11 protein-coding genes are annotated in these 13,309 nt (G+C 73.6%); 7 read left to right on the top strand and 4 right to left on the bottom strand.

Annotated elements, in window-relative coordinates:
• Positions 1-154: 154 nt before the first annotated feature.
• A complete protein-coding gene (locus OG373_RS04920) occupies positions 155-772 on the bottom strand; it encodes a nucleoside/nucleotide kinase family protein (RefSeq protein WP_405436124.1) in 618 nt (205 codons plus the stop codon).
• A 68-nt stretch (positions 773-840) separates the two neighbouring features.
• Positions 841-1,269 (bottom strand): putative Ig domain-containing protein, encoded by a 429-nt coding sequence (locus OG373_RS04925; RefSeq protein ID WP_405436126.1) that lies wholly within the window; start codon positions 1,267-1,269, stop codon positions 841-843.
• A gap of 174 nt (positions 1,270-1,443) precedes the next feature.
• Between OG373_RS04925 and OG373_RS04930 the strand changes: the two genes are divergently transcribed.
• The 4 genes from OG373_RS04930 (at position 1,444) to dacB (ending at position 6,356) form a co-directional block, all read left to right on the top strand.
• Positions 1,444-2,550: a hypothetical protein gene (locus OG373_RS04930; protein WP_405436127.1), complete on the top strand. Its 1,107-nt coding sequence runs from the start codon at positions 1,444-1,446 to the stop codon at positions 2,548-2,550.
• A gap of 55 nt (positions 2,551-2,605) precedes the next feature.
• On the top strand, positions 2,606-2,998 hold the full coding sequence (locus tag OG373_RS04935) for a hypothetical protein (protein WP_405436129.1): 393 nt from the start codon (positions 2,606-2,608) through the stop codon (positions 2,996-2,998).
• A 181-nt stretch (positions 2,999-3,179) separates the two neighbouring features.
• Positions 3,180-4,604 (top strand): carotenoid oxygenase family protein, encoded by a 1,425-nt coding sequence (locus OG373_RS04940; RefSeq protein ID WP_405443936.1) that lies wholly within the window; start codon positions 3,180-3,182, stop codon positions 4,602-4,604.
• Between the two features lie 87 nt (positions 4,605-4,691).
• On the top strand, positions 4,692-6,356 hold the full coding sequence (dacB, locus tag OG373_RS04945; protein ID WP_405436131.1) for a D-alanyl-D-alanine carboxypeptidase/D-alanyl-D-alanine-endopeptidase: 1,665 nt from the start codon (positions 4,692-4,694) through the stop codon (positions 6,354-6,356).
• Positions 6,357-6,430: 74 nt separating this feature from the next.
• On the opposite strand, the gene OG373_RS04950 is transcribed toward dacB, so the two are convergent.
• Entirely contained in the window at positions 6,431-6,934 is a 504-nt protein-coding gene (locus OG373_RS04950) for a hypothetical protein (RefSeq protein WP_405436132.1), read from the bottom strand.
• A 159-nt stretch (positions 6,935-7,093) separates the two neighbouring features.
• Here OG373_RS04950 and OG373_RS04955 point away from each other — a divergent pair, with 159 nt between their 5' ends.
• The 3 genes from OG373_RS04955 to OG373_RS04965 all read left to right on the top strand — a co-directional run bounded on the left by OG373_RS04955 (position 7,094) and on the right by OG373_RS04965 (position 12,535).
• Positions 7,094-7,435, top strand: a complete 342-nt coding sequence (locus OG373_RS04955; protein WP_405436134.1) for a S26 family signal peptidase — start codon at positions 7,094-7,096, stop codon at positions 7,433-7,435.
• Positions 7,432-8,085, top strand: a complete 654-nt coding sequence (locus OG373_RS04960) for a hypothetical protein (RefSeq protein WP_405436136.1) — start codon at positions 7,432-7,434, stop codon at positions 8,083-8,085. The genes OG373_RS04955 and OG373_RS04960 overlap by 4 nt, the downstream gene beginning before the upstream one ends.
• Before the next feature lie 241 nt (positions 8,086-8,326).
• On the top strand, positions 8,327-12,535 hold the full coding sequence (locus tag OG373_RS04965; protein WP_405436137.1) for a molybdopterin-dependent oxidoreductase: 4,209 nt from the start codon (positions 8,327-8,329) through the stop codon (positions 12,533-12,535).
• 15 nt (positions 12,536-12,550) lie between these two features.
• On the opposite strand, the gene OG373_RS04970 is transcribed toward OG373_RS04965, so the two are convergent.
• The gene (locus tag OG373_RS04970; protein WP_405436139.1) at positions 12,551-13,258 is read right to left on the bottom strand and encodes a M24 family metallopeptidase; all 708 of its coding nucleotides are present in this window, start codon (positions 13,256-13,258) and stop codon (positions 12,551-12,553) included.
• Positions 13,259-13,309: the final 51 nt, after the last annotated feature.

Raw genomic sequence — 13,309 nt, forward strand, 5'->3', positions numbered from 1 at the left:
TGACGCCCCGGAGGCGTGAACGTCGAACGCCCCGGCCGCCCCGCTTTCCTTACCGTGCACGGGTGTTGGCACGAGAGCACACGGCGCGCCCGACCCTCCGTGTGCGCCCGACTGCCGTGTGCGCCCGCCGCCGCGTGCGCCCGGCGTCGCGCCGTCAGCCGGCGTCGAGGACGAGGTCGGCACGGTGGCGGCCCAGGGTGACGAGCCGGGCGTTGGGTTCGTCCGAGCGGGCCACCCACGCACGCGCGTACGCGGGGTCCTTGCCGTGCTGCACGTGACGGTCGATCAGCCGGTCCAGGCGCAGGTCCTCGGCGGGGGCGAGATACCAGGCCTCGTCCAGCAGCGGCCGTACCGAGGCCCACTCCCCCGCGTCGTGCAGCAGGTAGTTCCCTTCGGTGATCACCAGCGGTACGTCCGGGGCGACGGGGATGCTGCCGGCGATCGGCTCCTCCAGGGAGCGGTCGAAGGCGGGCGCGTACACCGTGAGCGCCTGCGGTGCGCGCAGCCGCCGCAGCAGGGCGACGTAGCCGGCGGCGTCGAAGGTGTCCGGGGCGCCCTTGCGGTCGGCGCGGCCAAGGCGGTCCAACACGGCCTGGGCGAGGTGGAAGCCGTCCATCGGGACCACCACGGCCCGATCCGGCCCGAGCGCGTCCGCGATCCGGGCGGCCAGTGTCGACTTTCCGGCTCCGGGGGGCCCGGCGATGCCCAGGATGCGCCGTTCGCCCGAGGCGGCCAGCGCCTCCGCCCTCGTCACCGGTTCCGTCGTACGCATCCGCCCATCCTGCCCGAGGAACACCGCCCGGCGCCCTGCCCGCGATCGGGAGGGCGCCGGGCGCCGGGTCAGCAGCGGGGGCAGGCGTCGCGGATCACGCGCCAGGTGAAGGTGGTGGAGGCGGCGGCGCCGGCGGCGTCCTTGGCGGTCACGGTGACCGTACGGATGCCGCTGCCGCGCAGGAGGCCCGAGATCAGGCCGGTCGAGGAATTGATCGAGGCACCGGTGGGCAGGTTGACCGCCGACCAGGTGTAGGGGGCCGCGCCGCCGGTGGCGGTCATCGGTAAGTACGCGTGGTCGTACTGGAGGGACACCTGATTGCCCGGGTTGACCACGGACGGGGCGGCGGCGGCCGCCGTGCGCGTCACCGCCGGGCCGGTCGACGTGTGCGGCGCGGCGAAGGACGGACCGACCGACGCTGCCAGGACGGCGGTCAGGCCGACGGCCAGCGCCGCCAGTCTGCGCGAGGTGCGCGAGGTGCGTGTGGATGTGCTCAACAGGACCTCCGAACTCGTCGGGCGAGGGCGGCGTTCCCGGTACGGGTCCCGGAGGCCGCCATCACCCGTTGTGGGTATGAGTGTTCGAGGTGCGTGGCGCGTCGGAATCATAGGCGGGCCCGGCCGTCCCGTCGATGGCGCCACGGCCGGCCGCACAGGCCTACGATGTCCGCCATGCCCGGTACGGTCTCCGTCCCGCTCGACCCACCGCCCCGCGCACGACTGCGCTCCGCCGCCCGCCTGGCCGTATGCGCCGCCGTGCCCTGGTTCCTGTGCCTGTGGTGGGGCACGAGCACGGTCCCGGTACCGGCCGCCCTGCCGGCCGTACTGATCCTCCGCGAGGACGTGTACGACGCCCCGCGACGGGGGTGGGACCGGCTCGTGGGCGTCGTCGTGGGCGTGGCGCTGACCACGATCGTGCTGCACTGGCTGCCGCCGCCCACGGCCTCCTCGGTGACCTCGGTGTCCTGGGCCGCCTCGGTGTCCTTCCTCGCCGTACTGGCCTGCGGCTGCGCGGGCATGTACCTCATGTACCGGGACGGCGCCCCCAACCAGCAGGTCCTGATCACCGCGCTGGTGATCTACGCGACCGCCGTCCCCGGCTACGCCCTCGCCCGGCTGGCGGAGAGCGCCGTCGGCATCGCCGCCGTCGTCCTGCTGGGGCCGCTGCTGTGGCCGCCGGACCCGTACCGGTCGGCCGCGGCAGGCCTCGACGCGTACCGGGGCGACCTCGGCGGCCTCCTCGGTACGGTCGCCGCCCGGCTCGGCGCCGGCGGACCGCCCACCGCCCGGGGAACGCCCGAGGACGCGGAGCTGTGGCTGCGACCGCGGAACGGCCTCGCGGCCTGCGAACGGGCGGCTCGACGCACCCGGCTCCCCCGGCTGTACCTCCGTACGCCCGCACGGCCGCCGGACGGGCTGGAGGAGCGGCTGAGGCTCGCCGCCCGGACCGCCCTCACCCTCCAGTACTTCACCCAGGAACTCCGCGAGCGCGCCCGGACCGACGGCCCCGCCCCGCCTCCCGCGCCGGAAGCCGCCGCGTCCCCCGGGTCGGACACCGCCCTGCCCGACCTCGCCCCGCTGGTCCGGGCCACCGCCCGGACCGTGGACGGCGCCCTGCGCGGCGAGGACCGCGCCGCGGTGGCCGCGGACCTCGACCGGGCCCGCGGCCTGGACCTCGCCCACCGCGCGGCCCACCCCACCCGGCACGACGCCGTCCTGCGCGCGGGCCTCCACCTGACCCACGAGGCCGTCGCCGACCACCTCACGGCCCGCGGCTGACGACCAGGCGGGGTCACCGATAGGCTCGTGCCCCGAGCGGGGAGATGAAGGATCGATGACGTTGAACGAAGGCCTCCGGGTGGGCATCCGGGTGCGGCTGGCCGCCGACCTCAGGCTGTCGACCGGTCCGGTCACACCGGACGGGGAGACCGTCGCCGGTTTCCTGGCCCTCGCGGCCGGCACCGAGGGCACCGTCGAGCGGGTGGACGAGCACCAGCGGCAGAGCGGCAAGGACGTCCTCGAGTACGAGCGGCTCAAGTCGCTCCTCGACTCCTTCGGGCACCAGATGCCGGAAGGGAGCAGGAAGCAACTTCAGGAGAACGTCGCCTCCCTGGAACCGGCGTGGATCGCCCACCAGGAGCAGAAGCTGCGCGTGAGCGTCCGCGTCCGCTTCGACAACGGGTTCCTCCTCGACGGCGCGCACGCGGAACTCTTCACGTCCGCCTGAGGTTCAGGCCACCCGGCGTGCCGGGCCGGTACCCGCCTCGTTCCCCATCCTGCGTGCGCCCGCGACCGGCCGCATTCCGGACCGCCTGGCAGGCCCACCCGACGCGCGTTTCACTGGAAGCCGGCGTACAAGCACGCCGGCGGACGGACCGCGCACCCCGGGAGGCCCCGTGAACACGTACGTGCCACCCCGCTTCGACCCCACCCGCGTTCCCCACCTCCTCGGGGCCTTCGCGCCGGTGTCCGAGGAGGTCGACGTCGCGGACCTGGAGGTGACGGGCGAGCTGCCGGACACCCTGGACGGCCTGTACCTGCGCAACGGCCCCAATCCGCGCTTCACGCCGATCGGCTCGTACCTGTATCCCATCGACGGGGACGGCATGCTGCACGGCGTGCGGCTCTCCGGTGGGCGGGCCCGCTACCGCAACCGCTTCGTACGCACCCCCGCCCTGGTGGCCGAGGAACGGGCCGGCCGCGCCCTGTGGGGCGGCATCGAATCGATGATCATGCCGGACGCCGACCAGGTGGGACCGGAGCTCGCCGGCACCTTCCGGGACATGCCCGACATCAACGTGGTCCGGCACGCCGGCCGCCTGTTGGCCCTCGCCGAATCGGCCTGCCCCTTCCGCGTCGACGGCGAGCTGGCGACGCTCGGCCGCGAGGCCTTCGGCGGGGCCCTGCCCGCGGGCATCACCGCCCACCCCAAGATCGACCCGGTCACGGGCGAGATGGTGGTCTTCTGCTACGGCCTGGAGCCGCCCTACCTGACCTGGTCCGTCATCGACCGCCACGGCACGGTCGGCCGCGGGCCCACCCCCGTCGACGGGGTGGACGAGCCGATGATGATCCACGACATGGCGCTGACCGACCGCTACGCCGTCCTCGTCCTCGCTCCGGCCTTCTTCGATCTGGGCGCGGCGATGGCGGGCGGTTCCTTCCTGGCCTGGCGCCCCGAACGCGGCACCCGCGTGGCGCTGATCCCGCGCGACGGCGGGCCGCTGCGCTGGGCGTCCGACGAGGCGTTCTGGGTGTGGCACACGGTGAACGCGTACGACGACGGCCCCGGCGCGGACGCCCCGGTGGTCCTCGACTTCGTGCAGTGGAGCCGGCTGATGGTCGGCGGTGCGGAGGAGGACAACGATCCGATCAGCGGTGGCCTGGTACGCGCGCGGATCGACCCGGTCGCGGGGAGCATGGCCCGTACCCTGCTGGACGACTCCCGGGTGGAGTTCCCGCGGGTCGACGACCGGCGCATCGGCCGACGCCACCGGTACACCGCACTGGCCACCGACACCGGGCGGACGGACCTGCTGCCGGGCGAGTACGACGCCGTGCGCTGGTACGACAGCGAGACGGGCACCTCCCGCCTCTGGTCGGCCGGGAACCTCTCGGTCGGCGAGCCGGTCTTCGCCCCCGAGCCCGGCGGCTCCTCCGGCTCCGAGGAGCGTGGCCACTGGCTGACCTTCGCCACCGACCGTACCGACGGCTCGAGCTGGTTCCTGGTCGTCCCCGCCGAGGACCCCGCCTCCGGCCCGGTGGCGCGCGCCCGCATCCCCGTCCGGGTCCCGCTCGGTCTGCACGGCTGCTGGCTGCCCACCGAGGAGTGAATCCCGCCCGACGCGCCCCGGCGCCCCGGCCGTGCCACCCTGTTGCTTGGCCTCGGGAGGAGACAGCCGCGACGAACGGAGCGCGCTGTGAGCGGACCGATCCACCCCGCGCGGCTGCGGCGCGCCGCAGCCGCGGCCGGAGCCGCCCTGCTGTTCGTGGCCCTCGCCCAAGGGACGGCGGCCGGCACGGACCCGCCCCCGCCGACCACCACGCCGTCCTCCCCGACGGCGCCGTCCTCGCCTTCCGCGTCCGGCGACACGGGCCTCGGCGGGCTCGACCCGCGCATCACGGCGATCATGCGGAAGCCGGAGTACCGCAATGCCCAGTGGGGCCTGTTGCAGACCGATCCGGACACCGGCCGCGTGGTGCACAGCCTGTTCCCCGAGCAGTTCTTCATCCCCGGATCCACGGCCAAACTGCTCAGCGTCTCGGGCCCGTGGCAGACGCTCGGCGCCGACCACCGCTTCGTGACCCCCGTCTACGCGGTCGGCGAGCGCGACGGCGCCACGCTGACCGGCGACCTCGACCTGGTGGCCCAGGGCGACCTCACCATGGGCGGCAGGACGCGCCCCGACGGCACGGTCGCGTACACCGATCTCGACCACACCTACGCCAACGACTTCCCCGGCGCCACCCTCACACCGGAGAACCCCCTCGCCGGAATCGACCTGCTGGCCCGGCAGGTGCGCGACGCCGGCATCACCCGTGTCGACGGCGACGTGATCGTCGACAGCCGGCTGTTCCTCCCCGACCCGGAGCTCGTGCCCACCCCGACGCCCCTGATCATCAACGACAACCTGATCGACCTGATGACCACTCCCGGGGACCGGGCCGGCGCGGCCGCCGGGCTGGACTGGCGGCCGAAGGTGGCCCCGTACCGGGTCACCTCGACGGTGAAGACCGTGGCGGCCGGGAAGCCCACCGCGGTCACGGTGACGGCCACCGACGGCGGCACCCGGATCCGGCTGTCGGGAACGATCGCCGCGGACGCCGAGCCGCTGCTGCGCACCTCTCCCATCGGCGACCCGGCCGCCTTCGGACGCGTCGCCCTGATCGAGGCGCTCGAACGCGCCGGAGTGCACGTCACGGCGGACCCCTCGGGCCCCAACCCGGTCGCGCGACTGCCGCGCGACTACGACGGGCGGCCGCGGGTGGCGGCGTACACCTCGCCGCCGTACGCCCAGTACGCCAAGCTGATCCTGAAGGTCAGCCACAACCTGGGCGCCAACCTCGGCATCTGTCTGCTGGCCGTCACGGCGGACAGCAACCAGTGTCCGGCCGGCTTCCCGGTGCTCGCCGACTTCCTCGACCGGGCGGGCGTCGACCGCGAGCAGGCGCAGCTGATGGACGGCCGGGGCGGCAACCCCGCCGACCGGGCCACACCGCAGGTGCTGGTGCAGATGCTGACGTACTGGCAGCACGGCCCCGATGCGCGGATGTTCCGGGAGGCCCTGCCCGTCCTGGGTGTCGACGGCCTGCTGGCCGATAACTGCCGCAGCTGTCCGGCCCGGGGGAAGGTGTTCGCGAAGACCGGCGCGGCCGTCGGCGGGGACGCCCTCAACGACCGGCTGGCCGTCGGCGCCATCACGATCGCGGGCTACCTGGACAAGGGCGGCGGCCGCTTCGACACCTTCTACGCAGGCGTCAACGGCGCCTCCACGCCGGGCGCCGACCCCACCGAGGTACTGTCCATCGCCAACGACCTGGCCCTGATCGCCGCCTACCTCCAGGAGTCGTCGTCCGCGCCCTGACGTACGCGGGTCAGGACGCCCCGATCGACCGGAAGAGCAGGCGGGTCATCCCGCCACCGCGGGGCCTGTCCCGGCTACACCTGGGCCCACGTGTTCAGCAGGGCCTGCCGGGCACTCGGCTCGGGGGTGCCTTCCAGGGAGTGCTCCCGGCCCCACACCTCAACGGCCCGCGGGTCGGCGGTGCCCGCCACGAAGCGGTCGAGCAGGTCCTGGGAGAGCCGGGCCTCCTCGGCGATGTAGCCTCCGGCCGCCGCCGAGTACACCGTGACCTCCTGCGAACCGTCGACCGTCTCCATCCGAAGCGTCATCTCCGGCGGTCCCTCGCCGAGGAAGGTACCGATCGCGGCCGAGACCACCGACCCGAGGAGCTTCGACGTACGGCCCGCGGGGCTCTCGCTGGGCACGCCCTCGACCACCGCGGAACGCAGCCCTTCCCACGTCCACGCCCGGTGACCGTCGGGGTCCAGGGCCTCCAGCCCGTCGGCGGTCAGCCGGACGCCGACCCCGATGGCGTTCGGCGGCGAGCCCACGTACACCGCGTCCGGAGTGACCCAGAACAGTCCGACCATGGCCGCCACGCGCCACTCCCCACTCTTGTCCCCTACACCGGCCCACCATCCATACCGCCCGCCCGGAGGGGACCGCCGCAGACACACCGGGAAGCGGCCGTACCCGGACCGGGAGATAAATCGATGGGCCCCTGCGGCCCGATCTGCCAGCATCCTCGAATGGGTGCAATGAACGCAGTGGCCGGCAGGGTCGGCGGCGGAGCCACCGTGGAGTTCCGGCCCACCGGCTCCTCGATGGTTCCGTTGATACGCAGTCGCCAGCGGGTGGTGGTCGCTCCGGCCGACCCGTCGAAGCTGGAGGTCGGGGACATCGTGCTCGCCCGTGTCGCCGGGACGGTGTATCTGCACCTGGTGTCCTCCGTGGACCCGGCGAGGAAGCGGGTCCAGATCAGCAACAACCGGGGCCGGGTGAACGGCTGGACCGGCCACGACCGGGTCTTCGGCATCTGCCTGGCCGTCGACGGCGTCCCCCGGGCGGGCGCCGATGCCAAGACGCGACGTGGCGCGTGAAATTGCCGGTCACCATCCACCGGGCCCGGCTCGGCCCGGTGGAGTTCAAGGTCATCCGACCGGCCCGGGCGCTGCTCGGCGCCGTACTCGTCGATCACGACAGCCACTTGGACGCCTACCTCGACCAGCCGGCGGCGAAGCTGTTCGGCGGCCTGTGGACGCTCGCCGCCTCCTCCCCGCGCTCGCTGATCCACCTGCCGATGCGCGGTAACCCCGCCCCCGCGCACGAACCGCCGGAAGCCGGCACACGGCAGCTGGACCTCGTACTGCTGCACCACTCGCTGCAGTTCGCCCCGTCCCGCTGGAAGGACGTCCGCGCCCGGCTCGACCCGGGGCGCCGGCAGACGGTGACGCTGCCCGCGCCGACTCTCGCCGACGACCCCTTGATCTACCAGGAGTCACGGCGCTACCGGGAGAACCGGGACCTGTTCCACCAGCACGTCCACGCCGAGACCCTGTTCATGACGGGCAGCGCGAAGGTGTTCCGGGACACCGCCCGGCACTTCATCGATGTCGCCCGCAACGGCCCGGGCTACGTACCGGTCCACCCGCGCTACCCCCGCTTCTGCACCCAACTCCATGCCCACGCCGGCATCCTCGGCAACGCGCGCGAGATCCGCGTCGAGTACTGCGACAAGTGGATCCGGTGACCCCAGGAGGAGAAGCCGCCGGCCTCGACACGCCCTGAGCTGCTGAGCTGCTGAGCTGCTGAGCACCGTCCCTCACCGTCCGACGCGATCTTGGCGCAGCGGCTTGTAACCCCCGGGTGGCACCGCCCGTCACACGCGCGCAACAGGCACTTCCTACCTTGGTCCGCAACGGGATCGACCTGCACACGGCCGCGGCGGCCGGAACGAAGCGGTGTCGGCCGGTGGCGCGAGGGGGTCTGCTGTGGCGGAGACGAAGGCCGCGACGGGGCAGCAGGTGCGTACGGTCTGCTCCTACTGCGGCGTCGGCTGCGGAATCGTCCTGGACATCACCACGGGCGGCGACGGACGCCGTACGGTGTCCAGGGCGGTCGGCGACAAGCGGCACCCCGCGAACGCCGGGCGCCTGTGCACCAAGGGCGCCACGCACGCCGACATGCTGGCGGCCCCCGGCCGGCTGGAGACGGCGCTGGTCCGCGGCGAGCGGGGCGCCGGGCCCGCGGCCGCCCCGGTGAAGGCGGCCGTCGCCCGGGCGGCCTCGCGCCTCAAGGAGATCCTCGACGCGCACGGTCCCGACGCGCTGGCGCTCTACGTCTCCGGCCAGATGTCCCTGGAGGCCCAGTACCTGGCGAACAAGCTCGCCAAGGGTTTCCTGCGGACCAACCAGATCGAATCCAACTCACGGCTGTGCATGGCGAGCGCCGGCAGCGGCTACAAGCTCTCGCTCGGCGCCGACGGGCCACCCGGCTCGTACGAGGACTTCGAGCGGGCGGACGTCTTCTTCGTCATCGGCTCCAACATGGCCGACTGCCATCCCGTCCTCTTCCTGCGGATGATGGACCGCATCAAGATGGCCGGCGCCAGACTCATCGTGGTCGACCCCCGGCGCAACGCCACCGCCGACAAGGCCGACCTGTTCCTGCAGGTCCGGCCGGGCACCGACCTGGCCCTGCTCAACGGCCTGCTGCACCTGCTCGTCGAGGGCGGCTGGACGGACCCCGGGTTCATCGCCGAGCACACCGAGGGCTGGCAGGACATGCCCGCCTTCCTGCAGGACTACGCGCCCGCGCGCGTCGCCGCGATCACCGGCATCCCGGAGGACGACATCCGGCTGGCCGCCCGCTGGATCGGGGAGGCGGGCGAGTGGATGAGCTGCTGGACCATGGGCCTCAACCAGTCCGTGCACGGCACCTGGAACACCAACGCCCTGGTGAACCTGCACCTCGCCACCGGCGCCATCTGCCGCCCGGGCAGCGGCCCCTTCTCCCTCACCGGCCAGCCCAACGCGATGGGCGGACGGGAGATGGGCTACATGGGGCCGGGGCTGCCCGGGCAGCGCTCGGTCCTGGTGGCGGAGGACCGTGAGCGTGTCGAGGAGCTGTGGGGCATACCGAAGGGGACGCTGCGCACCGACGTCGGGCGCGGCACCATCGAGATGTTCGAGAAGATGGCCGCCGGTGAGATCAAGGCGTGCTGGATCATCTGCACCAATCCGGTGGCCTCCGTCGCCAACCGCAGCACCGTCATCAAGGCGCTGGAGACCGCCGAACTGGTCATCACCCAGGACGTGTTCGCGGAGACCGAGACCAACGCCTACGCCGACATCGCGCTGCCCGCCACCCTCTGGGCCGAGGCGGACGGAGTGATGATCAACTCGGAGCGCAGTCTCACCCTGGTGCAGGGGGCGGTCGACCCGCCCGGCGAGGCCCTTCCCGACTGGCGGCTGATCGCCGAGGTCGCCTGCGCGATGGGGTTCGCCGAGGCCTTCACGTACACGTGCGCCGAGGAGGTGTTCGAGGAGCTGCGGCAGGCCTGGAACCCGAACACCGGCTGGGACCTGCGCGGGGTCACGTACGAGCGGCTGCGCTCGGGGCCGGTGCAGTGGCCGGCCGGCCCGGGCGGGCCGGACCGCAATCCGGTCCGCTACCTCAATGACGGCGTCAGCCGGACCCCGGCCGAGCGGGCGGACGGCAGCCGCCCGCGGCTGGTCTTCCCGACGGCGACGGGACGGGCGGTGTTCTTCGCCCGCCCCCATCTGCCGGACGGCGAACTCCCGGACGAGGACTACCCGTTCGTGCTCAACACGGGCCGTCTGCAGCACCAGTGGCACACCCTGACCAAGACCGGCAAGGTCGCCAAGCTGGCCAGGCTCAATCCCGGGCCGTTCGTGGAGGTCCACCCGCAGGACGCGGCCGCTCTCGGGATCGCGGAGGGCGACGGGGTGGAGGTTGCCTCACGGCGCGGGCGGGCCGTGCTGCCCGCCGTCGTCACCGACCGGGTACGGCCCGGGAACTGCTTCGCCCCCTTCCACTGGAACGACCTGTTCGGGGAGTACCTCAGCGTCAACGCCGTCACCGACGACGCCGTCGACCCGATCTCCTTCCAGCCCGGCCTCAAGATGTGCGCGGTGACCCTGACCAGGACGCTGGCTCCCGTGCCGCCCCCGGCCGGCCCGGTCGCGGCTCCCGCGGCGGCCCGGCCCGCTGCCGCCGCGCCGGCCCCGACCCCGCCGGAAGGGGCCGTCACGACGCCGTCCCGCCCGCCGGCGGCGGCCGCCCCGGCAGCCGCCGCCCTCAGCTCCCTGTTCGGGCTGGACGACCGCACGCCGCCCGCCCTCTCCGACCGGGAGCGCCAGTACCTCGCCGGCTTCCTCGCCGGACTCGCCTGTGCCCCGCCCGGCAGCGGCGTCCCGTCGCTTCCCGCCGGCGCCCCCTTCGAGGCCGGGCACGCCCTGTGGGTCGACGGGGTCCTCGCCGGCACGTACGCGCGTACGGCGACCGCCCTGGCCACCGCTCCCCCGGTCACCGCTCCCCTCGTCGCCGCGACGGAGGTCCCCGCGGCCCAGGACCGGCCGACCCGGCAGACCGTGGTCCTGTGGGCCTCGCAGACGGGCAACGCCGAGGACCTCGCCGCCACCGTCGCGGCGGCCCTGACCGAGGGCGGCACCCCGGCGGGCGTGCACGGCATGGCGGACCGCACGCCCGCCGCCCTGACACCCGGCACGGACCTGCTGGTCGTCACCAGCACCTTCGGCGACGGTGACGCACCGGACAACGGCGCCGCGTTCTGGGAGTCCCTGGGCGCCGCCGACGCACCCCGCCTCCAGGACGTCCGTTACGCGGTCCTCGCGCTCGGCGACTCCTCCTACGACGCCTTCTGCGGCCACGGCCGCCGGCTCGACCAGCGCCTCGAAGAGCTCGGGGGCCATCGACTCCTGCCCCGGGTGGACTGCGAGCCCGACTACGAGGAACCCGCGGGCCGGTGGCTGGCGCAGGTGCGCGAGGCGCTCGCGGCCGCTCCCGTTCCGGCGGCCGCAGAGCGGCCGCGGCGCGCGGCGGACCGGAACTCCCCGTACACCGCGCGCCTGTCCGGCAACCGGCTGCTCGGCCTGCCCGGCGCCACCAAGGAGGTCCGCCGGTTCACCTTCGGCCTGGGCGAGGACGGTCCCGCGTACGAGCCCGGCGACGCGCTCGGGGTCCAGCCGGTCAACTGCCCCGGCCTGGTGACCGAATGGCTGGCCGCCACCGGCCTCTCCCCGCACGCTGAGGTCGTCGTACCCGGCCGCGACCCCATGCCGTTCGCCGAGGCGCTCCACCGGCACCTGGACATCACCCGGCTCACTCCCGACCTGCTGCGCTTCATCACCGAGCACACCGGCGACCGCGGGCTCAAGCAGCTGACCCGCCCCGACAACAAGGACGGCCTCGCCCGGTGGACGTGGGGGCGCGGGCCCGTCGACGTGCTGGCCGAGTACCCGGTCCGGCTGGGCGCCCAGGAGTGGGCCGAGCGCCTGGGGCGCCTCCGGCCGCGGCTCTACTCCATCTCCTCCAGCCCGCTCGTCGACCCGCGCGAGGTCGGCCTGACCGTCTCGGTCCTGCGCTACGAGGGGCCGGGAGGCCACCCCCGGAAGGGCGTGGCCTCCGCCTTCCTCGCGGACGCCGAGCCGGGCACGCCGGTACCGCTGTTCGTCCAGAGCTCGGCGCACTTCCGCCCGCCCGCGGGCGCGGACACCCCGGCGATCATGGTCGGCCCGGGGACCGGCATCGCCCCGTTCATGGCCTTCCTGGAACACCGCCGGGCGCTCGGTCACCGCGGCGGCAACTGGCTGTTCTTCGGCGAACAGCGCCGCGCCACCGACTTCTACTACCGTCAGGAACTGGAGGAACTCCACCGGCACGGCACACTCACCCGGCTCGACCTCGCCTTCTCCCGCGACCAGCGCGCCAAGGTGTACGTACAGGACCGCATGCGCGAGCACGGTGCCCAGCTCTGGTCCTGGCTCCAGGACGGCGCCCACTTCTACGTGTGCGGTGACGCGAGCCGGATGGCGAAGGACGTGGACCGGGCGCTGCGCGAGATCGCGATGACGCACGGCGGCCTCGACCCGGACGAGGCCGCCGCGTATCTGAAGCAGCTCTCCGCGGCGAAGCGGTACGCCCGCGACGTGTACTGAACGCGTGCGGGAACGTCAGGCGAGGTCGAGGAGCTGCTCGTGGAAACCGCCGAAGCCCCGCTCACGGTCCACCAGGTGGAGTTCGAGGATCCAGTGGCAGGGCCGGCCGGCGCGGTCGGTGCGGCGCAGCGGGGTGTCGTTCCCCGGGGTGATGTAGGAGTCGGCCTCGGCGCCGTCGTTGGTCTCGTGGGGGAACTCTCCGACGAGGTGGCCGGCGTGCCAGATGCCGATGGTCCAGCCGGCCTCGGCGGCCAGCCGCTCGACCTCGGCGTACAGCTGCCGGCCTGTGATGCCGGGACGGGCCGCGAAGTGGGCCCGTCCGGCGTCGAAGATGCGCGGCAGGTCCGCGAGCATCCGGTGCTTGTGCGGGTCGTCGCCGAAGACGTAGGTCCGGCCGAAGTCCGCCTCGTACTCCTCGAAGATCGGTCCGAAGTCGGCGAAGGCGATGTCGTCGGGGCCGATGAGCCGGTCCGGCGGGGTCTCCCGGTACGGGAGCAGGGTGTTGGGGCCGGAGCGGATGATCCGCTTGTGCCAGTGCTTCGTGGTGCCGAACATCTCGTTGGCCAGATCGCGGATCAGGTCGCTGACCTCGCGCTCCCCGCGCCCCGGCACCACGAGCCCGCGCGCCTCCACCTCGGCGAACAGTGCGATGGCCTTCTCCTGCGCCGCCACCAGCCCGTGGACGCGCCGGTCCTCCGGCGTGTCCGTCGTCCTGACCGTCACGAGGGCTTCCCTCCGTCGTAGTGGGCGCGCGTCCCGGTTCGGCCCGGAAGC

It is taken from the genome of Streptomyces avidinii (genome assembly GCF_045161815.1).
In the GTDB taxonomy this organism is placed as follows: domain Bacteria; phylum Actinomycetota; class Actinomycetes; order Streptomycetales; family Streptomycetaceae; genus Streptomyces; species Streptomyces avidinii.